General features: G+C 60.7%; 26 protein-coding genes. 24 read left to right on the forward strand and 2 right to left on the reverse strand.

Annotation, left to right across the window (positions count from 1 at the left end):
* Nucleotides 1–38: 38 nt before the first annotated feature.
* The 12 genes from fleN (at nucleotide 39) to ACVVH8_RS08375 (ending at nucleotide 10,857) form a co-directional block, all read left to right on the forward strand.
* Nucleotides 39–869, forward strand: a complete 831-nt coding sequence (gene fleN, locus ACVVH8_RS08320; RefSeq protein WP_003222917.1) for a flagellar synthesis regulator FleN — start codon at nucleotides 39–41, stop codon at nucleotides 867–869.
* Complete coding sequence (fliA, locus tag ACVVH8_RS08325) at nucleotides 866–1,606, forward strand: RNA polymerase sigma factor FliA (RefSeq protein ID WP_003222919.1); 741 nt, start codon at nucleotides 866–868, stop codon at nucleotides 1,604–1,606. The genes fleN and fliA overlap by 4 nt, the downstream gene beginning before the upstream one ends.
* A gap of 166 nt (nucleotides 1,607–1,772) precedes the next feature.
* Entirely contained in the window at nucleotides 1,773–2,144 is a 372-nt protein-coding gene (locus ACVVH8_RS08330) for a chemotaxis response regulator CheY (protein ID WP_024012118.1), read from the forward strand.
* A gap of 17 nt (nucleotides 2,145–2,161) precedes the next feature.
* Nucleotides 2,162–2,950: a protein phosphatase CheZ gene (locus ACVVH8_RS08335; RefSeq protein ID WP_027613919.1), complete on the forward strand. Its 789-nt coding sequence runs from the start codon at nucleotides 2,162–2,164 to the stop codon at nucleotides 2,948–2,950.
* Nucleotides 2,951–3,004: 54 nt separating this feature from the next.
* Nucleotides 3,005–5,272, forward strand: coding sequence for a chemotaxis protein CheA (locus ACVVH8_RS08340; RefSeq protein ID WP_475229452.1), 2,268 nt, complete (start codon nucleotides 3,005–3,007; stop codon nucleotides 5,270–5,272).
* Between the two features lie 49 nt (nucleotides 5,273–5,321).
* Entirely contained in the window at nucleotides 5,322–6,458 is a 1,137-nt protein-coding gene (locus tag ACVVH8_RS08345) for a chemotaxis-specific protein-glutamate methyltransferase CheB (protein WP_315446274.1), read from the forward strand.
* Nucleotides 6,458–7,198, forward strand: a complete 741-nt coding sequence (locus ACVVH8_RS08350; protein ID WP_095190692.1) for a flagellar motor protein — start codon at nucleotides 6,458–6,460, stop codon at nucleotides 7,196–7,198. The genes ACVVH8_RS08345 and ACVVH8_RS08350 overlap by 1 nt, the downstream gene beginning before the upstream one ends.
* Before the next feature lie 15 nt (nucleotides 7,199–7,213).
* On the forward strand, nucleotides 7,214–8,104 hold the full coding sequence (gene motD / locus ACVVH8_RS08355) for a flagellar motor protein MotD (protein ID WP_064120990.1): 891 nt from the start codon (nucleotides 7,214–7,216) through the stop codon (nucleotides 8,102–8,104).
* Between the two features lie 43 nt (nucleotides 8,105–8,147).
* A complete protein-coding gene (locus tag ACVVH8_RS08360; protein ID WP_475229454.1) occupies nucleotides 8,148–8,936 on the forward strand; it encodes a ParA family protein in 789 nt (262 codons plus the stop codon).
* Between the two features lie 2 nt (nucleotides 8,937–8,938).
* Nucleotides 8,939–9,904, forward strand: coding sequence for a CheW domain-containing protein (locus ACVVH8_RS08365; RefSeq protein WP_475229457.1), 966 nt, complete (start codon nucleotides 8,939–8,941; stop codon nucleotides 9,902–9,904).
* A gap of 73 nt (nucleotides 9,905–9,977) precedes the next feature.
* Entirely contained in the window at nucleotides 9,978–10,463 is a 486-nt protein-coding gene (locus ACVVH8_RS08370) for a chemotaxis protein CheW (RefSeq protein ID WP_025111919.1), read from the forward strand.
* 1 nt (nucleotide 10,464) lies between these two features.
* On the forward strand, nucleotides 10,465–10,857 hold the full coding sequence (locus ACVVH8_RS08375; RefSeq protein WP_103306834.1) for a DUF2802 domain-containing protein: 393 nt from the start codon (nucleotides 10,465–10,467) through the stop codon (nucleotides 10,855–10,857).
* Between the two features lie 123 nt (nucleotides 10,858–10,980).
* On the opposite strand, the gene ACVVH8_RS08380 is transcribed toward ACVVH8_RS08375, so the two are convergent.
* Nucleotides 10,981–11,310: an EscU/YscU/HrcU family type III secretion system export apparatus switch protein gene (locus ACVVH8_RS08380; RefSeq protein ID WP_103306833.1), complete on the reverse strand. Its 330-nt coding sequence runs from the start codon at nucleotides 11,308–11,310 to the stop codon at nucleotides 10,981–10,983.
* Complete coding sequence (fliK, locus tag ACVVH8_RS08385; RefSeq protein ID WP_475229460.1) at nucleotides 11,307–12,881, reverse strand: flagellar hook-length control protein FliK; 1,575 nt, start codon at nucleotides 12,879–12,881, stop codon at nucleotides 11,307–11,309. Before fliK ends, ACVVH8_RS08380 begins: the two co-directional genes overlap by 4 nt.
* Before the next feature lie 197 nt (nucleotides 12,882–13,078).
* Between fliK and ccmA the strand changes: the two genes are divergently transcribed.
* From ccmA to ACVVH8_RS08445, 12 genes are all read left to right on the forward strand, one after another.
* Nucleotides 13,079–13,714: a cytochrome c biogenesis heme-transporting ATPase CcmA gene (gene ccmA / locus ACVVH8_RS08390; protein WP_213027961.1), complete on the forward strand. Its 636-nt coding sequence runs from the start codon at nucleotides 13,079–13,081 to the stop codon at nucleotides 13,712–13,714.
* Entirely contained in the window at nucleotides 13,711–14,379 is a 669-nt protein-coding gene (gene ccmB, locus ACVVH8_RS08395; protein WP_103306830.1) for a heme exporter protein CcmB, read from the forward strand. The genes ccmA and ccmB overlap by 4 nt, the downstream gene beginning before the upstream one ends.
* Nucleotides 14,380–14,457: 78 nt before the next feature.
* On the forward strand, nucleotides 14,458–15,213 hold the full coding sequence (locus ACVVH8_RS08400) for a heme ABC transporter permease (RefSeq protein ID WP_016987487.1): 756 nt from the start codon (nucleotides 14,458–14,460) through the stop codon (nucleotides 15,211–15,213).
* Nucleotides 15,210–15,386: a heme exporter protein CcmD gene (ccmD, locus tag ACVVH8_RS08405; RefSeq protein ID WP_103306829.1), complete on the forward strand. Its 177-nt coding sequence runs from the start codon at nucleotides 15,210–15,212 to the stop codon at nucleotides 15,384–15,386. Before ACVVH8_RS08400 ends, ccmD begins: the two co-directional genes overlap by 4 nt.
* A complete protein-coding gene (gene ccmE, locus ACVVH8_RS08410; RefSeq protein ID WP_475229463.1) occupies nucleotides 15,383–15,838 on the forward strand; it encodes a cytochrome c maturation protein CcmE in 456 nt (151 codons plus the stop codon). Before ccmD ends, ccmE begins: the two co-directional genes overlap by 4 nt.
* 3 nt (nucleotides 15,839–15,841) lie before the next feature.
* Nucleotides 15,842–17,830 (forward strand): heme lyase CcmF/NrfE family subunit, encoded by a 1,989-nt coding sequence (locus ACVVH8_RS08415; RefSeq protein ID WP_103306827.1) that lies wholly within the window; start codon nucleotides 15,842–15,844, stop codon nucleotides 17,828–17,830.
* Entirely contained in the window at nucleotides 17,827–18,363 is a 537-nt protein-coding gene (locus ACVVH8_RS08420; RefSeq protein WP_099758373.1) for a DsbE family thiol:disulfide interchange protein, read from the forward strand. Before ACVVH8_RS08415 ends, ACVVH8_RS08420 begins: the two co-directional genes overlap by 4 nt.
* Nucleotides 18,360–18,830 carry a cytochrome c-type biogenesis protein gene (locus ACVVH8_RS08425; RefSeq protein ID WP_401303289.1) on the forward strand — a complete coding sequence of 157 codons (471 nt, stop codon included), beginning with the start codon at nucleotides 18,360–18,362 and terminating at the stop codon, nucleotides 18,828–18,830. The genes ACVVH8_RS08420 and ACVVH8_RS08425 overlap by 4 nt, the downstream gene beginning before the upstream one ends.
* Complete coding sequence (gene ccmI / locus ACVVH8_RS08430) at nucleotides 18,827–20,029, forward strand: c-type cytochrome biogenesis protein CcmI (protein WP_103306825.1); 1,203 nt, start codon at nucleotides 18,827–18,829, stop codon at nucleotides 20,027–20,029. Before ACVVH8_RS08425 ends, ccmI begins: the two co-directional genes overlap by 4 nt.
* A gap of 31 nt (nucleotides 20,030–20,060) precedes the next feature.
* Nucleotides 20,061–20,465, forward strand: a complete 405-nt coding sequence (locus tag ACVVH8_RS08435; protein WP_475229466.1) for a hypothetical protein — start codon at nucleotides 20,061–20,063, stop codon at nucleotides 20,463–20,465.
* Nucleotides 20,466–20,672: 207 nt separating this feature from the next.
* Nucleotides 20,673–20,885, forward strand: coding sequence for a type II toxin-antitoxin system HicA family toxin (locus tag ACVVH8_RS08440; RefSeq protein WP_475229469.1), 213 nt, complete (start codon nucleotides 20,673–20,675; stop codon nucleotides 20,883–20,885).
* On the forward strand, nucleotides 20,885–21,289 hold the full coding sequence (locus ACVVH8_RS08445; RefSeq protein WP_103306822.1) for a type II toxin-antitoxin system HicB family antitoxin: 405 nt from the start codon (nucleotides 20,885–20,887) through the stop codon (nucleotides 21,287–21,289). Before ACVVH8_RS08440 ends, ACVVH8_RS08445 begins: the two co-directional genes overlap by 1 nt.
* Nucleotides 21,290–21,331 lie beyond the last annotated feature (42 nt).

The raw sequence follows: 21,331 nt of genomic DNA on the forward strand, positions 1-21,331 counted from the left end.
GTGGCCTCCGTCTATGCAAGACAAGGTAAAGAAATAACATGGGCAGCATGCATCCCGTACAGGTGATCGCGGTGACCGGCGGCAAAGGTGGCGTCGGCAAGACTAACGTGTCAGTGAACTTGTCTCTGGCGCTGGCAGAGCTTGGCCGTCGGGTCATGCTGCTGGACGCCGATCTGGGGCTGGCGAACGTCGACGTTCTGCTGGGCCTGACGCCCAAACGTACCCTGGCCGACGTGATCGAAGGCCGCTGCGAATTGCGCGACGTGCTGTTGCAGGGGCCCGGCGGGATCCGCATCGTGCCGGCCGCGTCCGGCACCCAAAGCATGGTTCACCTGAGCCCGGCGCAACATGCCGGTCTGATTCAGGCCTTCAGTGACATCGGCGACAATCTCGATGTACTGGTGATCGACACCGCTGCGGGTATTGGTGACTCGGTAGTCAGTTTTGTTCGCGCAGCCCAGGAAGTGTTGCTGGTGGTTTGCGACGAGCCGACCTCGATCACTGATGCCTACGCACTGATCAAACTGCTCAACCGCGATTACGGCATGAACCGCTTCCGCGTCCTCGCCAACATGGCGCAGAGCCCGCAAGAAGGTCGCAACCTGTTCGCCAAGTTGACCAAGGTCACGGATCGCTTCCTTGATGTGGCCCTACAATACGTCGGCGCCGTGCCCTACGACGAAAGCGTGCGCAAGGCAGTGCAGAAGCAGCGAGCGGTCTATGAAGCTTTCCCGCGTTCCAAGTGCGCGCTGGCGTTCAAGGCGATCGCGCAGAAGGTCGATACCTGGCCACTGCCTGCCAACCCGCGCGGCCACCTTGAGTTTTTCGTCGAGCGCCTCGTGCAGCAAACGGCAGGGCCTGTGTTATGACCGCCAGCGGTATGAACTACTACAAGAAGTCGGCACGTGACGCGCAGTACGAGTTGATCGAGCGTTACGCGCCACTGGTCAAACGCATCGCCTACCACCTGCTGGCGCGATTGCCGGCCAGTGTGCAGGTCGAGGATCTGATTCAGGCCGGGATGATTGGCCTGCTCGAAGTCTCGACCAAATACGACGCCAGTAAAGGCGCCAGTTTCGAAACGTACGCGGGCATTCGAATCCGCGGCGCGATGCTCGACGAAGTGCGCAAAGGGGACTGGGCACCACGCTCGGTTCACCGCAACACCCGTATGGTCAGCGACGCAATTCGGGCAATTGAAGCTAAAACCGGCCGTGATGCTAAAGATCACGAGGTTGCGGCCGAACTCCAATTGAGTCTCGACGATTACTACGGGATTTTGAATGACACCCTGGGCAGCCGCTTGTTCAGTTTCGACGACCTCTTGCAGGACGGCGAACACGAAGGGCTGCACGAGGATGGCGCCAGTGCTCATCTTGAGCCGTCACGCGATCTGGAAGATGAACGCTTCCAGGCGGCGCTGGCGGACGCGATTGCCAATTTGCCGGAGCGTGAGCGACTGGTGTTGGCGCTGTACTACGACGAAGAGCTGAACCTCAAGGAGATCGGTGAAGTCCTTGGCGTCAGTGAATCGCGGGTCAGCCAGTTACACAGCCAGTGCGCGGCCCGTTTGCGGGGGCGTTTGGGGGAGTGGCGAGCGCGCTGAAGGCAGTGTGGGGACACTGCGAACGAGGCTGGTGCGGTGATGAACGGCACCGGTCTTGCTCTGTTGTGCTCCAGACAGTCTTCGAGTGCTGCGCCGATTGATTGAAGTGGCGCGCCCAGGTGCTGGGCGCGTTTAAGACTGCTTGGAGGTCGAATTGAACAAAGACATGAAAATCCTCATCGTTGATGACTTCTCAACGATGCGGCGGATCATCAAGAACCTGCTGCGCGATCTTGGGTTCACCAACACCGTCGAGGCCGACGATGGCACTACCGCCATTCCGGTGCTCAACAGCGGCAGCATCGACTTTCTGGTAACAGACTGGAACATGCCGGGCATGACCGGTATCGACCTGCTGCGCCACGTGCGTGCCGATGAAAAACTCAAGCATCTGCCCGTGCTGATGGTGACCGCTGAAGCCAAGCGCGAGCAAATCATCGAGGCCGCTCAGGCCGGTGTGAACGGCTACGTGGTCAAACCTTTCACGGCTCAGGCGTTGAAAGACAAAATCGAGAAGATTTTCGAACGCATCGGCTGATGACGCGCGGGGGAGCTATGGAGCATAACGAATCTTCACAGGGCGATTTCGAGTCGACCCTGAAAAAACACGCGGTCGAACTGGTCGAGAGCCTTGAAAAAGGCAGGTTCGGCGACGCTGTGCAACTGATCCATGAGCTCAATCAGACCCGTGACCGTGGCCTGTATCAGGAAGTCGGCAAGCTCACACGTGAACTGCACAGTGCGATCGTCAACTTCCAGATCGATCCGCACATGCCGCAGGCTGAGGAAGTGTCGCAAATCACCGACGCCACCGAACGCCTGGGCTATGTGGTCAAGCTGACAGAAGCCGCGGCCAACCGCACCATGGATCTGGTGGAAAGCGCCACGCCGGTGGTCAATGGTCTGGCTGAAGAAGCCCAGGCCTTGAGTACCGACTGGGGGCGTTTCATGCGTCGTGAAGTCGGAGCTGAAGAGTTCCGCGAACTGGCGCGCCGGGTCGACGGTTTTCTGTCACGCAGCAGCACGGACAACCGTGCGGTGTCGAGCAATCTGAACGACATCCTGCTGGCTCAGGATTACCAGGACCTTACCGGTCAAGTGATCAAGCGTGTGACCCAACTGGTCACCGAAGTCGAAAGCAATTTGCTCAAACTCGTGCTCATGGCCAGTCAGGTCGACCGCTTTGCGGGCATCGAACATGACCGTGCAGCGATGCTTGCAGAAAAAGATCCACAAAAACATCTCTCGCAGGGTGAAGGTCCGCAGATTCATGCCGATAAACGAGAAGACGTTGTGTCCGGTCAGGACGATGTGGACGATTTGTTATCCAGCCTCGGATTCTAGAGTTTTGGAATTTTAGGTTTTTTGGGTTTTTAGACCTGTAGGAGCACCCCATTAATGAGCTTCGGCGCCGATGAAGAGATCCTTCAGGATTTCCTGGTTGAGGCCGGCGAGATTCTTGAGCAACTGTCCGAGCAACTGGTCGAGCTGGAAAGCCGTCCGGATGACGCAGATTTGCTCAACGCAATTTTTCGCGGTTTCCACACTGTAAAAGGGGGCGCCGGCTTCCTTCAGCTCAACGAGCTGGTGGAGTGCTGTCACATCGCCGAAAACGTGTTCGACATCCTGCGTAAGGGTGAGCGTCGCGTTGATGCAGAACTGATGGACGTTGTCCTCGAAGCACTGGACGCGGTGAACAGCATGTTCAGCGAAGTCCGCGAGCGTGCACCGATCACCGCCGCCACGCCGGAACTGCTGGCAGCGCTGGCGCGTCTGGCCGAGCCGCAATCGGCGGATCAAGCCCCGGCTTCGCCAGTGGCCGAGATGATCGAAGAGCTGGTCGTCGAAGGCGACTCGGGCGACATCACCGATAACGAATTTGAACAGCTGCTGGACTCGCTGAACGCCGTCAAGGCCGAAGCCGAAGCCCCGGTGGCGGCTGCGCCTGCGCAAACTGCCGAAGAGGCAGCCAGCGATGAAATCACTGACGCCGAGTTCGAATCACTGCTCGATCAGTTGCACGGTAAAGGTCAATTTGCAGCTGACGCAGTCGCGCCGGCGGCAGCCAAACCTGCAGCGCCGGCAGCAGGCGACAGCTCGGACATCACCGACGACGAATTCGAAGCACTGCTTGATCAGTTGCACGGCAAAGGCAACTTCGCCGTCGAAGCGCTGGAGTCGGCGATTGCCTCGGCCCCTGCGCCTGCCGCACCGGCGGCCGCCGCTGCCGGTAGCGATCTGATCAGCGATCACGAATTCGAATCGCTGCTCGACGAATTGCACGGTAAAGGCAAGTTCACTGAAGTCGGCGCCGCTGCTGCCGGCTCCGCTTCGACAGTCGCCACGCCGCCTGCGAAAGCACCGGCTGCTGCTGCTGCGCCGAAGCCTGCCGCCAAGCCTGAACCGAAAGCCGAAGCGCCAAAACCGGCTGCCGCTGCTGCACCGGCTCCGGCCCGTGCTGCCGCTGCACCGCCACCGGAAAAACCGGCGAGCGAAGCCGAGACCACCGTGCGGGTCGACACCGCACGTCTCGACGAAATCATGAACATGGTCGGCGAGCTGGTACTGGTGCGTAACCGCCTGGTGCGCCTGGGTCTCAACAGCGGCGACGAAGCCATGCAAAAGGCCGTGTCGAACCTCGACGTGGTCACGGCTGACTTGCAGACCGCGGTGATGAAGACCCGGATGCAGCCGATCAAGAAGGTCTTCGGGCGCTTCCCGCGTCTGGTTCGCGACCTCGCGCGTCAGCTGAAGAAAGAGATCAATCTGGAGCTGGTGGGTGAAGAAACCGACCTCGACAAAAACCTTGTCGAGGCTCTGGCCGACCCGCTGGTCCACTTGGTGCGCAACGCCGTCGACCACGGTATCGAGTCGCCGGAAGAACGCGAAGCGTCGGGCAAGGCCCGTGGTGGTCGCGTGGTGCTGGCAGCCGAACAGGAAGGCGACCACATCCTGCTGTCGATCTCCGATGACGGCAAAGGCATGGACCCGAACGTCCTGCGTTCGATCGCGGTAAAACGCGGTGTGATGGACAAGGACGCGGCCGATCGCCTGAGCGATACCGAGTGCTACAACCTGATTTTCGCCCCGGGTTTCTCGACCAAGACCGAGATCTCCGACGTGTCCGGCCGTGGTGTCGGCATGGACGTGGTGAAGACCAAGATTTCCCAGCTCAACGGTTCGATCAACATCTACTCGACCAAGGGCCAGGGTTCGAAGATCGTCATCAAGGTGCCGCTGACGCTCGCGATCATGCCGACCCTGATGGTCATGCTCGGCAACCAGGCGTTTGCGTTCCCGTTGGTCAACGTCAACGAAATCTTCCACCTCGACCTGTCGACCACCAACGTCGTGGACGGCCAGGAAGTGGTGATCGTGCGGGACAAGGCCTTGCCTTTGTTCTACCTCAAGCGCTGGCTGGTCAGCTCCGCCGCTCATGAAGAACAGCGCGAAGGCCATGTGGTGATCCTGTCGGTGGGCACTCAGCGGATCGGCTTCGTCGTCGATCAACTGGTTGGCCAGGAAGAAGTGGTCATCAAGCCATTGGGCAAAATGCTGCAAGGGACTCCGGGCATGTCCGGCGCCACCATCACCGGTGACGGCCGCATTGCACTGATTCTCGATGTTCCAAGCATGCTCAAGCGTTACGCCGCACGGCGTATTTGAATCCGGGGCGGCGGGGCGACAACGTCCCGCTGCGCCTAATGGAGTGTTTATGGCAGTCAAAGTCCTGGTGGTGGACGATTCGGGTTTTTTCCGCCGCCGCGTCTCGGAAATTCTTTCAGCGGATCCGAGCATCCAGGTGGTCGGTACGGCCACCAACGGTAAAGAGGCGATTGATCAGGCCCTGGCCCTCAAGCCAGACGTGATCACCATGGACTACGAGATGCCGATGATGGACGGCATCACGGCCGTGCGGCACATCATGCAGCGCTGCCCGACCCCGGTGTTGATGTTCTCCTCGCTGACCCATGAAGGCGCTCGGGTAACCCTCGATGCGCTGGATGCCGGTGCGGTGGATTTCCTGCCGAAGAATTTTGAAGACATCTCGCGTAACCCGGAGAAGGTCAAGCAACTGCTGTGCGAGAAGGTGCATAGCATCTCGCGCAGTAACCGTCGTTTCAGTGCCTACAGTGCGCCTGCTCCGGTAGCTGCGCCTGCACCGACGCCTGCTCCGGCAGCATCGAGCTTCAGCAGCCACAGCACCAGCGCCCCGGTACGTCCGGCACCCGCTCCGACGCCAACGCGCGCGCCGGCTGCCAGCGCTTCGTCGCCGGCACCGAAACGCAAAGCCTACAAACTGGTTGCCATCGGTACCTCGACGGGCGGTCCGGTTGCCCTGCAACGCGTGTTGACGCAGTTGCCGGCCAACTTCCCGGCGCCGATCGTGCTGATCCAGCACATGCCGGCAGCGTTCACCAAGGCCTTCGCTGAACGTCTGGACAAGCTCTGCCGCATCAGTGTCAAGGAAGCCGAGGATGGCGACATCCTGCGTCCGGGCCTGGCGTTGCTGGCCCCGGGTGGCAAGCAAATGATGATCGACGGCCGTGGCGCGGTGAAAATCCTCCCGGGCGACGAGCGTCTGAACTACAAGCCGTGCGTGGACATCACGTTCGGTTCGGCGGCGAAATCCTACGGTGACAAAGTTCTGGCGGTCGTGTTGACCGGCATGGGCGCCGACGGTCGTGAAGGCGCACGCCTGCTCAAGCAGGGCGGCAGCTCGGTGTGGGCACAGGACGAAGCCAGCTGCGTGATCTACGGCATGCCGATGGCCATCGTCAAAGCCGACCTCGCGGATGCGGTGTACGGTCTGGACGACATCGGCAAGCACATCGTCGAGGCGTGTATCTGATGGATGTTCTAAGCCTTATCGGGATCATCATGGCGTTTGTCGCCATCATCGGCGGCAACTACCTGGAAGGTGGTCACCTCGGTGCGCTGGCCAACGGCCCGGCGGCACTGATTGTACTGGGCGGCACCATCGGTGCCGCGCTGCTGCAATCGCCGATGAGCGCGTTCAAACGCGCGATGCAGATCCTCGCCTGGATCTTCTTTCCGCCGCGAGTGGACCTGGCCGGCGGCATCGACCGCGTGGTCAACTGGAGTCTCACTGCACGCAAGGAAGGTTTGCTCGGTCTGGAAGGCGTGGCCGATGCCGAACCCGACAGCTACTCGCGCAAGGGCCTGCAACTGCTGGTCGACGGCGCCGAGCCGGAAGCGATCCGCAGCATCCTTGAAGTGGATTTCTACACCCAGGAAGCCCGCGACATCGAAGCGGCGAAAGTCTTTGAAAGCATGGGCGGCTACGCGCCGACCATCGGCATCATCGGTGCCGTGATGGGCCTGATTCATGTGATGGGCAACCTCGCCGACCCGACGCAATTGGGCAGCGGCATCGCCGTGGCGTTCGTCGCGACCATCTACGGCGTGGCCAGTGCCAACCTGATCCTGTTGCCGGTCGCGGCCAAACTGAAGTCAATCGCGTTGCGACAGTCGCGTTATCGCGAAATGTTGTTGGAAGGTATCTTGTCGATCGCCGAAGGTGAAAACCCGCGCTCTATCGAGTTGAAGCTTCAGGGCTTCATGGATTGATGGGGGTAATGGACTATGGCTCGTCGCAGGCATCAGGAAGAACACGTTAACCACGAGCGCTGGCTCGTGTCCTACGCCGACTTCATCACGCTGCTGTTCGCTTTCTTCGTGGTCATGTACTCGATCTCGTCGATCAACGAAGGCAAGTACAAGGTTATTTCCGAAGCGCTGATCGGCGTCTTTACCGACTCCGATCGCTCACTCAAACCGATCCCGATCGGCGAAGAGCGACCGAAGACCGTGACCCCGGCGAAGCCGCTGGTCAAGGATGCCGAGCAGGTCGACGCCGGTATCGCCGGCGCCAGCGATCCGCTGAAGAGCATTGCCGATGACATCAGCGCGGCGTTCGGCGATCTGATCAGCTCCAATCAGATGACCGTGCGTGGCAACGAGTTGTGGGTCGAAATCGAACTCAACTCCAGCCTGTTGTTCGGCAGCGGCGACGCCATGCCCAGCGACATCGCGTTCAACATCATCGACAAGGTTGCGGCGATCCTCAAACCGTTCGACAACCCGATCCACGTTGAAGGCTTCACCGACGATCAACCGATCCGCACCGCGCAGTACCCGACCAACTGGGAGCTGTCCTCGGCGCGTTCGGCGAGCATCGTGCGCATGCTGGCGATGCAGGGTGTGAACCCTGGCCGTCTGGCCTCGGTGGGCTACGGCGAGTTCCAGCCAGTGGCCAACAACGCCACGGCCGAAGGCCGGGCGAAAAACCGTCGGGTGGTGCTGGTGGTATCGCGCAACCTCGATGTGCGCCGCAGCCTAACGGGCACCGGAACCGCCAACGCGCAACCGGATGCCGCACTCAAGCGTGCTGGCACACAAACTGCACCGACCCCGGTCAAGACGCCGGGACGCGAGAGTGCCGTCAATTCTCCGTCACCCGCATTAACACGCTGAACCATGTCTCGGTCGAGCATCTCGACCGGGAGGAACGAACTGAATGAGAGTCTGGGCAGTCGCCAATCAAAAGGGTGGTGTTGGTAAAACCACTTCTTCCATCGCTTTAGCCGGTTTGCTGGCGGAGGCGGGCAAGCGCGTGGTTGTGGTCGATCTCGACCCGCACGGCTCGATGACCAGCTATTTCGGCTACGACCCCGACAGCCTGGAACACAGCAACTACGACCTGTTTCTGCACAAGGGCGCTGTGCCGCAAGGCTTGCCCGGGCAGTTGCTGTTGTCGACCAGCGACGAACGCATTTCCCTGCTGCCGTCGAGCACCGCTCTGGCCACCCTTGAGCGCCAGTCGCCGGGGCAGAGTGGCTTGGGTCTGGTGATCGCCAAGAGTCTGGCGCAGCTGTGGCAGGACTTCGATTACGCCGTCATCGACAGCCCGCCGTTGCTCGGCGTGCTGATGGTCAACGCCCTCGCGGCCAGCCAGCAGCTGGTGATCCCGGTGCAGACCGAACACCTGGCCGTCAAAGGCCTGGAGCGGATGGTCAACACCCTGGCGATGATCAACCGCTCGCGCAAACAGGCGCTGCCGTTCAGCATCGTGCCGACCCTGTTCGATCGCCGTACACAGGCATCGATGCATACCTTGCGCGTGCTGCGTGACAAATTCCCCGACGAGATCTGGCAGGGTTACATCCCGGTCGATACGCGTCTGCGCGACGCCAGCCGTGCCGGTGTCACGCCCTCGCAATTCGACGGCAAGAGCCGTGGCGTGCTGGCTTATCGCGCGCTGCTCAAGCATCTGTTGGCGCAACAACTTGTTCCGCAGGTGGCTTGAGCATGAATCGGCCGCTTAAGTTGACGTCGAAGCCGCAGTTGGCCTTGCAGTCGTATCTGGATGGCTTGTTGCAGGAGATTCCTGACGAGTTGCCAGCGGCATTCGTAGCGGAACCTGAAGAGGTGGAAAGTGCGGCGGCGCTGGATGAATTCCAGGCCGCGGTGCTGGAAGAGCAGGCGCGTGATGCGCAGCAGGCTGTGAAGCCGGTTGCTGCCCCCGCCGTTGCTCCTGCGGCCAAGGCGCCGGTGATGTTGATCGAAGAGGCAGCGCCGGTTCGCGCCCCCGTTTCGACATTGGCGCCACTGCTGCAAACCCAGCTTCTGAAAACCACGCCAGAACCGGTCGTGGCCGAGCCTGCGCCAGTCGTGCCCGCACCTGCGCCAGTGCTGCCCGAACCCGTCGAACAGACGCTGGTGCCGCCGCTGGTGGAAGTGCATTTGCCGCCGAGCAATACGCCACCGCCCGTGGAAACCGACGGCCGTCCAGCCTGGGCCTCCGAAGCGTTCGAATGCCTGCTGTTCGACGTGGCCGGGCTGACGTTGGCGGTGCCGCTGGTGTGCCTCGGCTCGATCTATTCGCTGGCCGGTCATGAACTGACGCCGCTGTTCGGCCAGCCGGAATGGTTCCTCGGCATCTTGCCGAGCCAGGCCGGCAACCTGAAAGTTCTGGACACCGCGCGCTGGGTCATGCCGGATCGCTATCGCGATGACTTCCGTCAGGGCTTGCAGTACGTGATTTCGGTACAAGGTTACGAGTGGGGCCTGGCGGTGCATCAGGTCAGTCGTTCGTTGCGTCTTGATCCGAATGAAATCAAATGGAGAAGTCATCGAGGTCAGCGGCCATGGCTCGCCGGCACGGTGATTGAACACATGTGCGCCTTGCTCGATGTCGCCGCACTGGCCGAGTTGATCGCCAGCGGCGGGGCAAAACACATGTCCGGCAGTAAGCCGAACCACAAACCGACATAACAGACAGTACCGGCATCGATATGCCGGAAACGAAACATAAACCGCCAGGCGCGGTACTTCGAGGGGCTAGGGTATGAACGACAAGGCGACGGCGGCAAAGGGTTCCGAAGATCCGATCCTGCAATGGGTGACCTTCAAGCTGGACAACGAAACCTACGGCATCAACGTGATGCGCGTTCAGGAAGTCCTGCGCTACACCGAGATCGCGCCGGTACCGGGTGCGCCAAGCTACGTGCTGGGCATCATCAACCTGCGCGGTAACGTTGTCACCGTGATCGACACCCGTCAGCGCTTCGGCCTGAGCACCGGCGAGATCAGCGACAACACCCGTATCGTCATCATCGAAGCCGACAAGCAAGTGGTCGGGATCATGGTCGACAGCGTGGCTGAAGTGGTTTACCTGCGTCAGTCGGAAATCGAGACCGCACCGAACGTCGGTAACGAAGAGTCGGCCAAGTTCATCCAGGGCGTGTGCAACAAGAACAACGAGTTGCTGATCCTGGTCGAGCTGGACAAGATGATGAGCGAAGAAGAATGGTCGGAACTGGAGAGCATCTGATTTGATTCTCGAGGTTGCGGTTATTGTCCTGTTCCTTTTCTGGGCAGGGACGCTGGCGATGTTTGTGTCGTACATCAAGGCGCAAAAAGTGATTGCCGCGCAACAGGCTCATGGCGATGCGCTGCGTGATCAGCGCATCAAGGACCTGGCCAAACGCGTTGACGACTACCAGAACGGCAACGTGCGCATGGGCGAAGCCCTGCACGAGTTGCGCGCGGTCGTCGGGCCGTTGCCTGACAAGATTGTTGCGCTGGAGCAGCGCGATCCATCGAGCCTGTCGTTCGCCCAAGCGGCGAAACTGGTGGGGATGGGCGCGAGCGTTGATGAACTGACTCAGTCCTGCGGTTTGACCCAGGCTGAGGCGGAGTTGATGCGCAAACTTCACAAGAACTGATTGTCGTACCGGGATCGTTCCCACGCTCTGCGTGGGAATGCATCTTGGGACGCTCCGCGTTCCGCTTGTGAAATGTGACGCGGAGCGTCACGGGCGGCATTCCCACGCAGAGCGTGGGAACGATCAGTAATCATCCCCACGTTCGGTGATGTCCTTCTCGACCATCGGCGCATCCGGATCCTGTCCCTCGGGGAATTTCCCCTTCAGATTCCACGCAAACGCGATGATCTCGGCGATGGTGCGATACAGCTCTTCGGGAATGCTGTCGCCCAGTTCCATGCGCGCCAACAGGCGCACCAGTTCGGCGTTTTCGTAGATCGGCACTTCACACTCGCGGGCAATCCGCAGGATTTCTTCGGCCAGTTCCTCGTCACCCTTGGCGGTGAGGGTCGGGGCGTGGTTGCCGTCGTATTTGAGGGCTATGGCCTGGCGTGGGGCGGTGGTGTCATTCATGCGGTTTCGTCAACCCAGCGGTGGTCGAGGCGGGTTTGGTTGCCTTGCGGCGGGGTGCCGTGGTGGCAGTCCAGATCGCCGACGTTCAGCCCGCGATCGAGCAGGCGCTGGCGCAGAGCGAACAGGTTGTTTTCGATCAGGTCGGCGGTGTACGGCCGTTCAGCCCAGAGCTGACTCGACAGGCTGCCGGCAATCAATTGCGCCTGAATCTGCATCGGCCCCAGCGGTTCCATGTCGAACGCCAGATCGACGCGCCACAATTGTTGTTTGGGCTCGCGTTCGTCGCGACGCTCATTCGGTTGGGGCTCTTTCTCCGGTGCTTCTTCACGCTGGAACTTGACCTGCAACGGCACGATGTCCTGCAGGTTACGCATGGGAATTTCCAGTTGCCAGGTGCTGAGCAGGCGCCCGTCATCGGTGACGCCGGTCTGTTCCAGGCTCGATAACTGATGGCTTTGCAGCCGGGAAACAGCGGCGGCGGCGAGGCGCAGCAAATGTTCCAGATCACCTTCGCCGTCCTGGCTTTGCAGCAGTCGGTCGGGCAGCGGGAAACTGTTTGGCAGCGGTTTGGCACTGACTTGACCGAGCATGCCGAGGGCGTTGCGTACGAAACTCGGCATGGCCTGCGCCAAGGTGTTGGCGGCAATGATCGCATTCAGATTGGTGTTGCCGGGCAGGCCGGGTGTGAGTTGCGCGATCAGCTTGAGCAGATCGGCTTTCATGTCCGGGGCCAGCGTCGGATTCTGGCCGGTCAGCAGTTTGGCTTCGAGGAACATGCCACTGTTGGCCAGCGCCATCGCCAGGCCTTTGGGCGTGCTCAGTTGCTGCACGTCAGGCAGGCCGGCCAGCAGTTTGTCGACCGCTGCGCGCAAATCTGCCGACGTTTGATCGGTATCGGCCGGCAGGTTTTGCAGCGCGTTGAGTAAACCGCTGAGCGATGCCTGGCGACTCTGCTGGCCGACCAGTTGCTGGCTCACCGCCAGTTGCTCCTGACGGCTGCTCAGCGGCAGGAATTTCAGGGTTTGCGAATCTTCCACCAGCGCCGAGAGCAGGGTGCCGATACGCAGCGGTTGCGGGCTGTCGATGCTCAGGGTGCTGCCGCTCAACGCGGTATTGAGCAGGCTGACCATCGAGCGGAACACCGTCGCTTGACCCGGTGGCTGCGCAACGACCTGCGAGGTCAGCACCTTGCCTTGCAACAAAGTACCGACCGGCAGTTGCGCGGTGTCGATGCGGGTGAGGGTGGCGACACTGCTGGCAATCGCCTGTTGCACAGTGATCGCCAGATTGCCTGCCGACGGCTGGGTGATCGCCAGGCTGGTGCCTTGCGGCAATGGCAGATTGCTGGTCGCTTGCACGGTGGTCTGCCGCCCGCTGTCCAGCGTCACCTTCAGCAATAATTGAAACGTCTGATCCGCCTGTTTGAGCGACAACACCTCGGCCTTGGCGCTCTGCCCGGCGCCGATCAAGCCTTCAACCGGCGTAAGTAGCTTGAGCAGCTCACCCACCTGCGGGCGAGCGGTCGCCGGGGTGGTGGGCGGGAGCGGGAGGATGTTCATTTCGCCTGTCATACGCGGACACAACCTGAGGAAATTGCACTCTTGAGAGTAAGGCACGACATGTATAATGCCGCCCGTCTTGCGCTTCGTTCAAAAAACATAACAATTGTTTGACGCAGCTCTCTAGAACGAGCCGTCAATGCATCTATGCTGCATCTCTTTAACGGCCGCACCCGAGCCGACTTGAACCGTATAAGGCCCGTGATCCCTTGACCAGTCCTGTCCTGCAAACCGTTGCCCTCGCGTGTGAACGTGACTTGAGGCTGCTCTTCGAAAATCTCGAATTGAGACTGGCCAGTGGCGATATGGTGCAAATCAGCGGTCCTAACGGCAGCGGCAAAACCAGTCTGTTGCGTCTGTTGGCCGGCCTGATGCAGCCGACCGACGGTCAAGTCCTGCTCAATGGCCAGCCGCTGACCGAACAGCGCAGCGAACTGGCGCGCAATCTGTTGTGGATCGGCCATGCCGCCGGGATCAAGGACCTGCTGACCCCGGAAGAAAACCTCTCCTGGCTGTGCGCCCTGCATCATCCCGCCGAACGCGATGCCATCTGGCAAGCGCTGGCAGCCGTAGGATTGCGCGGTTTCGAAGATGTTCCCTGCCACACGTTGTCCGCCGGTCAGCAGCGCCGTGTGGCACTGGCGCGTTTATATCTCGACAGCCCGCCGCTGTGGATTCTCGACGAGCCGTTCACCGCCCTCGACAAGCAAGGGGTGGCGCAACTTGAAGAACATCTGGCTGGTCATTGCGAGCGCGGCGGCCTGGTGGTATTGACCACGCACCACACCCTGAGCCGGATGCCGGCCGGTTATCGCGACATCGATCTGGGGAATTGGGCGGTATGAGTGTGTTCGGCCTGCTGGTTGCCCGTGAATCCCGACTGCTGTTTCGCCGCCCGGCGGAACTGGCCAATCCGCTGATTTTCTTCGCCATCGTCATCGCTTTGTTCCCGCTGGCCGTCGGCCCGGAAACGCAAGTGTTGCAAAACCTGTCCCCGGGGTTAGTCTGGGTGGCGGCGCTTTTGTCGGTCCTGCTCTCGCTGGACGGGCTTTTCCGCAGTGATTTTGAAGATGGCTCCCTGGAACAGTGGGTCCTTTCGTCGCACCCGCTGCCACTTCTGGTATTGGCCAAGGTGCTGGCACACTGGCTTTTTTCCGGGCTGGCACTGGTTTTACTCTCGCCCTTGCTGGCATTGATGCTCGGTTTACCGACCGCGTGTCTGCCGGTTCTGCTGCTTTCGTTGTTGCTGGGCACGCCGGTACTGAGCTTGCTCGGCGCGGTGGGCGCGGCGCTGACGGTGGGTTTGAAGCGCGGTGGCCTGTTGCTGGCGCTGCTGATTCTGCCGTTGTACATCCCGGTGTTGATCCTTGGCAGTGGCGCCCTGCAGGCGGCTTTGCAAGGCATGCCGGCGACCGGGTATCTGCTGTGGCTTGGTAGCCTGACCGCCCTGGCGATCACCCTGACACCTTTTGCAATAGCGGCTGGCCTGAAGATCAGCGTCGGCGAATAATGAGGTCTGGTTAAAATTTAACCAGCAAAGACCCTGAGACTGCTCACACCGATGAGCGGCACCCGTGATGGAAACAGTATGAACTGGACCTGGTTTCACAAGCTCGGCTCGCCCAAGTGGTTTTACGGCATCAGCAGCAAGTTCTTGCCGTGGTTGAGCATTGCAGCGTTGCTGCTGATTGGTGTCGGCGTCGTCTGGGGCCTGGCCTTCGCACCGCCGGATTATCAGCAAGGCAACAGCTTTCGCATCATCTATATCCACGTGCCCGCTGCGATGCTCGCTCAGTCGATCTACGTGATGCTGGCCGTGTGCGGCGTGGTCGGGTTGGTGTGGAAAATGAAACTGGCCGACGTCGCCCTGCAATGCGCCGCACCGATCGGCGCGTGGATGACCGCCGTGGCGCTGGTCACCGGGGCGATCTGGGGCAAACCGACGTGGGGCTCGTGGTGGGTCTGGGACGCGCGGCTGACCTCGATGCTGATTCTGCTGTTCCTGTATTTCGGCGTGATCGCGCTGGGCAACGCCATCAGCAACCGCGACAGTGCCGCCAAGGCCTGCGCCGTGCTGGCCATCGTCGGCGTGATCAACATTCCGATCATCAAATACTCGGTGGAGTGGTGGAACACCCTGCACCAGGGCGCGACCTTTACCCTCACTGAAAAACCGGCAATGCCTGCCGAGATGTGGCTGCCACTGCTGCTGACGGTTCTGGGTTTCTACTGCTTCTTCGGCGCCGTGCTGTTGCTGCGCATGCGCCTGGAAGTGCTCAAGCGCGAAGCCCGCGCCAGTTGGGTCAAAGAAGAAGTGCAGCACAGTCTGGAGGCCGCTCGATGAGTTTTGCTTCATTCGGCGACTTCCTCGCCATGGGCCATCATGGCCTGTATGTCTGGTCGGCCTACGGCATCTGTCTGGCGGTACTGGCCTTCAACGTGGCGGCGCCGATCGTGGCCCGCAAGCGGTATCTGCAACAAGAGGCGCGTCGTCTGCGCCGGGAGAACGGCAAGTGAATCCGCTGCGCAAAAAACGTTTGATCATCATTCTGGCGATTCTGGTCGGAGTCGGCGCTGCCGTCGGCCTGGCCCTCAGCGCCCTGCAGCAGAACATCAATCTGTTTTACACCCCGACCCAGATCGCCAACGGTGAAGCGCCGCACGACACGCGCATCCGTGCCGGTGGCATGGTCGAGAAGGGCTCGCTGGAGCGTTCTCCGGATTCGCTGGACGTCAAATTCGTCGTCACCGACTTCAACAAAGCCGTGACCATCACCTATCGCGGCATCCTCCCGGACCTGTTCCGCGAAGGGCAGGGCATCGTTGCCCTCGGCAAGATCAATGCGGACGGTGTGGTCGTCGCCGATGAAGTGCTGGCCAAGCACGACGAGAAATACATGCCGCCGGAAGTGACCAAAGCGTTGAAAGACAGCGGTCAATCCGCACCGACCCCAGCGAAGGAGGGTTGATCGATGACTTCCGCGATATTTATTCCTGAACTGGGCCATCTGGCGATGATTCTGGCGCTGTGTTTTGCGCTGGTGCAAGCCGTGGTGCCATTGGTCGGTGCATGGCGCGGCGACCGTTTCTGGATGAGTCTGGCCCAGCCGGCCGCATGGGGGCAGTTTGCCTTTTTGCTGTTTGCCTTCGGCTGCCTGACTTACGCCTTCATGACCGATGATTTCTCGGTCGGCTATGTGGCGATGAACTCCAACAGTGCCTTGCCGTGGTACTACAAGTTCAGCGCGGTGTGGGGCGCCCACGAAGGTTCGCTGCTGCTGTGGGCGTTGATCCTCGGTGGCTGGACCTTTGCCGTGTCGGTGTTCTCCCGCCAGTTGCCGCAAGTCATGCTCGCCCGTGTACTGGCGGTGATGGGCATGATCAGCACCGGTTTCCTGCTGTTCCTGATTCTCACGTCGAACCCGTTTTCGCGGATCCTGCCGCAGATTCCGGCGGACGGTCGCGACCTCAATCCTTTGCTGCAAGACATCGGCCTGATCGTCCATCCGCCGATGCTCTACATGGGGTATGTCGGTTTTTCCGTGGCCTTCGCGTTCGCCATTGCGGCACTGCTCGGTGGGCGTCTTGATGCGGCGTGGGCACGCTGGTCGCGGCCGTGGACCATCGTCGCCTGGGCCTTCCTCGGCATCGGCATCACCCTCGGTTCGTGGTGGGCTTACTACGAACTCGGCTGGGGTGGCTGGTGGTTCTGGGACCCGGTGGAAAACGCATCCTTCATGCCTTGGCTGGTTGGCACCGCGCTGATCCACTCGTTGGCGGTCACGGAAAAACGCGGCGTATTCAAGAGCTGGACGGTGCTGCTGGCAATTGCCGCGTTCTCGTTGAGCCTGCTCGGTACCTTCCTTGTACGTTCCGGCGTGCTGACCTCGGTGCACGCCTTTGCCTCCGACCCTGAGCGCGGTGTGTTCATCCTGATCTTCCTACTGTTCGTGGTCGGTGGATCGCTGACGTTGTTTGCCTTGCGTGCGCCGGTGGTGAAAAGTCAGGTCGGCTTCAATCTGTGGTCACGGGAAACCCTGCTGCTGGGCAACAACCTGGTGTTGGTGGTAGCGGCGTCGATGATTCTGCTCGGGACCCTGTACCCGTTGATTCTCGATGCGATCAGCGGAGCCAAACTGTCGGTCGGCCCGCCGTACTTCAATGCGCTGTTCATTCCGTTGATGGCGTTGCTGATGCTGGTGATGGCGGTCGGCGTGATCGTGCGCTGGAAAGACACCCCGGTGAAATGGCTGGTTGGCATGCTCACCCCGGTATTGCTCGGCAGTGTCGCGCTGGCAGTCGTGGCCGGCGTCGCCTACGGTGATTTCAACTGGGCGGTGATCGCGACCTTCCTGCTCGCCGCGTGGGTATTGCTCGCCGGCGTGCGCGACATTTTCGACAAGACCCGCCACAAAGGCCTGATCAAAGGCCTGCCGACCCTGACCCGCAGTTACTGGGGTATGCAGATCGCCCACCTCGGCATCGCCGTGTGTGCATTGGGCGTGGTGTTGTCGAGCCAGAACAGTGCCGAACGCGACCTGCGTCTGGCGCCGGGCGAGTCGATGGCGCTGGCCGGTTATCAGTTTGTCTTCGAAGGCGCGAAGCACTTCGAAGGGCCGAACTTCACCTCCGACAAGGGCACCATTCGGGTCATTCGCGACGGCAAGGAAATCAGCGTGCTGCACCCGGAAAAACGCCTGTACACCGTGCAGAGTTCGATGATGACCGAAGCCGGGATCGACGCCGGTTTCACCCGTGATCTCTACGTTGCCCTCGGCGAGCCGCTGGAAAACGGCGCGTGGGCGGTGCGCGTGCATGTCAAACCGTTTGTGCGCTGGATCTGGTTCGGCGGTTTGCTCACCGGTTTGGGTGGTTTGCTGGCGGCGCTGGATCGACGTTATCGGGTCAAGGTGAAATCCAAGGTGCGTGATGCGCTAGGCATGACGGGAGCGGCTGCATGAGACGTTGGTTGATGCTGGTGCCACTGGCGATTTTCCTGCTGGTGGCGGTATTCCTTTATCGCGGTCTGTACCTTGATCCGGCGGAGCTGCCGTCGGCCATGATCAACAAACCGTTCCCGGAGTTTTCGTTGCCGGCAGTGCAGGGCGACAAGACCCTGACCAAGGCTGACATTCTCGGTAAACCTGCCCTGGTAAACGTCTGGGGCACCTGGTGCATTTCCTGCCGGGTCGAACACCCGGTGCTGAACAAACTGGCCGAGCGCGGTGTGGTGATCTACGGGATCAACTACAAGGACACCAACGCCGATGCGCTGAAGTGGCTGGCCGAATTTCACAATCCTTATGCGCTGGACATCCGTGACGACGAAGGCTCGCTGGGCCTGAACCTCGGAGTCTACGGCGCGCCGGAAACCTTTTTCATCGACGCCAAAGGCATCATTCGTGACAAATACGTCGGCGTGATCGACGAGCAGGTCTGGCGCGAAAAACTCGCGGCCAAGTATCAGGCGCTGGTCGATGAGGCCAAGCCATGAAGCGTTATTTAGCCGCCGTGGTATTGGGCTTGAGTCTGGCCGGTGTGGCGCACGCCGCCATCGATACTTACGAGTTCGCCAAAGAAGGTGACCGCGAGCGTTTCCGCGAACTGACCAAGGAACTGCGCTGCCCCAAATGCCAGAACCAGGACATCGCCGATTCCAACGCGCCGATTGCCGCTGACCTGCGCAAAGAGATTTTTCGCATGCTCGGTGAGGGCAAGGACAACCAGCAGATCATCGACTTCATGGTCGATCGCTACGGGGATTTTGTTCGCTACAAACCTGCACTGAATGCCAAGACTGCCTTGCTGTGGTTCGGCCCGGCCGCGCTGCTGCTCGGTGGCTTTGTGGTGATCGCGGTGATCGTCCGCCGTCGTCGCGGGCAACGCGCCGAAACCCCGCAATCGCTTTCCGCCGATGAGCGTCAGCGCCTCGACCAACTGTTGGATAAAAACCAAGAATGATTGATTTCTGGCTTGCCGCAGGGCTGTTGCTTCTGGTCGCCCTGAGTTTTCTGCTGATCCCGGTTTTGCGTGAACGTCGCGCCCAGCGTGAAGAAGATCGCACTGCCCTGAACGTTGCGCTGTATCAGGAGCGCGTGGCCGAGTTGCAATCGCAACAGGCTGAAGGCGTGCTCGACGCCGCGCAAATGGACAGCGGTCGCGCTGAGGCTGCGCGTGAATTGCTGGCGGATACCGAAGGCGTTACAGCGCCGCGCGTGTCGAAGCTGGGCAAGCCGTTGCCGTTGCTGGCGGCGGTGCTTGTACCGGTGTTGGGACTAGGTCTGTACCTGCATTTCGGTGCTGCCGACAAAGTCGAACTGACCCGCGAATTCGCCCAGGCACCGCAGTCGATGGAAGAGATGACCCAACGTCTGGAGCGCGCGGTTGCCGCGCAGCCGGATTCGGCGGAAGGCCTGTACTTCCTCGGTCGCACTTACATGGCTCAGGAGCGTCCGGCGGACGCGGCGAAGATGTTCGAACGCGCCGCCAACCTCGCCGGCCGCCAGCCGGAGCTGCTCGGCCAGTGGGCGCAGGCGCAGTATTTTGCCGATGGCAAAAAGTGGTCGGACAAGATTCAAGCCCTGACCGATGAAGCGCTGAAGGCCGATCCGAAAGAAGTCACCAGCCTCGGTCTGCTGGGTATCGCCGCATTCGAAGGTGAGCGCTATCAGCAAGCCATCGATTACTGGAATCGTCTGCTGGCGCAATTGCCACCGGACGACAAGTCCCGCGAAGCGCTGCAAGGCGGGATCGAGCGTGCCGCCGAGCGCCTGCAAGCCAGCGGCGGCAAGGTCGCCGAGGCTCCAGCGGCCAAAACTGCCGCACTGCTCAAGGTTCGCGTCGATCTGGCCAGCGAACTCAAAGGCAGGGTGCAGCCGGGCGACAGCGTGTTCATCTTTGCCCGCGCCACGTCCGGGCCTCCAGCGCCGCTGGCGGCCAAACGCCTGACCGTGGCCGATCTGCCGGTGACCGTCGAACTGGGTGATGCCGACGCGATGATGCCGCAGTTGAAACTGTCGAACTTCCCTGAAGTCCAATTGGTTGCGCGCATCTCCCGGGCCGGTCAGCCGACCGCCGGGGAGTGGGTCGGTCGCAGCGGCCCTCTGGCCAGCAGCACCACTGCGCCACAAACACTGACCATCGACAGCCCGGACAAATAACCACCGGGAATAAAAACAGGAAAGCACCGCCATGCACACCATCGCCCGAATCACAGTCCTTACACTGGCCCTGGGCATGAGTGCATGTGCGGTGCAACGACCGGAACCGACCACCAACCTGCCGCCAATTCCTCCGTCGCAACCCAGCCCGACCCCGTCGACCTCACCGACACCGGGCAAAAGCATCCCCGCCAAACCGGCGAAACCGGTCCCGCGTACTTCGGCGAGCTTCGCTCCACCACCGGGTGGCAACAGCCATTGGGATCAGAAACTCGGCGTCTACGTCCTCGACGGCCAAACCAACACCTTCTACCGCCAACGTACTTACTTCCGCTGGAACAACGGCTGGAGCCGCTCCATCAACCCCAACGGCCCGTGGGAAGACACCGACATCCACGGCGTGCCGCCGGGGTTGGGCAAGCAGTTCGGACAGTAATGAAAACGGCGATCTTCGGATCGCCGTTTTGCTGTGTGCCTGTTGGGTGCCCACAGAAATTGCTCATGGAAGTGCTGCACAGTGCTCAAGGTTTAGCGGTTTCAATCACACGCTGTAAAACAACCGGGCGTCGCTCTGCGGATTTCTATGCTTGAGTAAAGATAACTCTAGAGTTACTTTTAACGGGCCGAGGCAAGGAGGCGGTTGGTGCAAAGCAGGTTATTGATCAAGGAGCTGGAGGAGGCAGGATGGACGCTGGACGGGATTACCGGCAGCCATCACATCTTCAGGCACCGTTACAACCCGTACACGATTCCCGTGCCTCATCCGAAAAAGGATTTACCGTTGGGGAAGGTCAAAAGTATCAGGAGGCGTGCCGGGCTGTACAACCCGCCAGCCAGTTTCGAAGGAGATCCATAATGCAATATCCCATCTGCATCGAGTGGGGTGATGAGAACACCGCCATCGGTATTCAGATCCCCGATATTCCCGGCGCTGTCACGGCGGGGGATAGCTTTGAAGATGCCTACAACGCAGCGGTTGAGATCGCACACATCATGCTGCAAGAGATCGCGGCGGACGGAGAGCCCATTCCGTTGCCAACTTCTGCGGCGGCACATCGCAACAATCCGGAATTCGCCGAGATGGGTTGGGGCATGCTGGAACTGGATATCTCGCCGTATCTGGGCAAGACCGAGAAGGTCAACGTGACGCTGCCCGGCTACGTGATCCAGCGAATTGATCGCTACGTGCGTGAGCACAACGTAAAAAGCCGCTCCTCATTTCTGGCGGATGCGGCGATGGAAAAACTGGTTCGGTATTGAGTGACAACGCTCCCGCAGGATCCATGAATAACCTGTGGGAGC

This window comes from Pseudomonas trutticola BRTCR10 (assembly GCF_056155105.1).

Coding starts and splice junctions, on each gene's coding strand:
- fliA (WP_003222919.1), top strand. CDS start 866: ATGACCGCCAGCGGTATGAACTACTACAAGAAGTCGGCACGTGACGCG.
- ccmB (WP_103306830.1), top strand. CDS start 13,711: ATGAGTGTGTTCGGCCTGCTGGTTGCCCGTGAATCCCGACTGCTGTTT.
- ACVVH8_RS08370 (WP_025111919.1), top strand. CDS start 9,978: ATGAACGACAAGGCGACGGCGGCAAAGGGTTCCGAAGATCCGATCCTG.
- ccmI (WP_103306825.1), top strand. CDS start 18,827: ATGATTGATTTCTGGCTTGCCGCAGGGCTGTTGCTTCTGGTCGCCCTG.
- ACVVH8_RS08415 (WP_103306827.1), top strand. CDS start 15,842: ATGACTTCCGCGATATTTATTCCTGAACTGGGCCATCTGGCGATGATT.
- ccmD (WP_103306829.1), top strand. CDS start 15,210: ATGAGTTTTGCTTCATTCGGCGACTTCCTCGCCATGGGCCATCATGGC.
- ACVVH8_RS08335 (WP_027613919.1), top strand. CDS start 2,162: ATGGAGCATAACGAATCTTCACAGGGCGATTTCGAGTCGACCCTGAAA.
- motD (WP_064120990.1), top strand. CDS start 7,214: ATGGCTCGTCGCAGGCATCAGGAAGAACACGTTAACCACGAGCGCTGG.
- ACVVH8_RS08435 (WP_475229466.1), top strand. CDS start 20,061: ATGCACACCATCGCCCGAATCACAGTCCTTACACTGGCCCTGGGCATG.
- ACVVH8_RS08360 (WP_475229454.1), top strand. CDS start 8,148: ATGAGAGTCTGGGCAGTCGCCAATCAAAAGGGTGGTGTTGGTAAAACC.
- ACVVH8_RS08380 (WP_103306833.1), bottom strand. CDS start 11,310: ATGAATGACACCACCGCCCCACGCCAGGCCATAGCCCTCAAATACGAC.
- ACVVH8_RS08400 (WP_016987487.1), top strand. CDS start 14,458: ATGAACTGGACCTGGTTTCACAAGCTCGGCTCGCCCAAGTGGTTTTAC.
- ACVVH8_RS08330 (WP_024012118.1), top strand. CDS start 1,773: ATGAAAATCCTCATCGTTGATGACTTCTCAACGATGCGGCGGATCATC.
- ACVVH8_RS08425 (WP_401303289.1), top strand. CDS start 18,360: ATGAAGCGTTATTTAGCCGCCGTGGTATTGGGCTTGAGTCTGGCCGGT.
- ACVVH8_RS08445 (WP_103306822.1), top strand. CDS start 20,885: ATGCAATATCCCATCTGCATCGAGTGGGGTGATGAGAACACCGCCATC.
- ACVVH8_RS08345 (WP_315446274.1), top strand. CDS start 5,322: ATGGCAGTCAAAGTCCTGGTGGTGGACGATTCGGGTTTTTTCCGCCGC.
- ACVVH8_RS08420 (WP_099758373.1), top strand. CDS start 17,827: ATGAGACGTTGGTTGATGCTGGTGCCACTGGCGATTTTCCTGCTGGTG.
- fliK (WP_475229460.1), bottom strand. CDS start 12,881: ATGACAGGCGAAATGAACATCCTCCCGCTCCCGCCCACCACCCCGGCG.
- ACVVH8_RS08340 (WP_475229452.1), top strand. CDS start 3,005: ATGAGCTTCGGCGCCGATGAAGAGATCCTTCAGGATTTCCTGGTTGAG.
- ACVVH8_RS08365 (WP_475229457.1), top strand. CDS start 8,939: ATGAATCGGCCGCTTAAGTTGACGTCGAAGCCGCAGTTGGCCTTGCAG.
- ACVVH8_RS08350 (WP_095190692.1), top strand. CDS start 6,458: ATGGATGTTCTAAGCCTTATCGGGATCATCATGGCGTTTGTCGCCATC.
- fleN (WP_003222917.1), top strand. CDS start 39: ATGGGCAGCATGCATCCCGTACAGGTGATCGCGGTGACCGGCGGCAAA.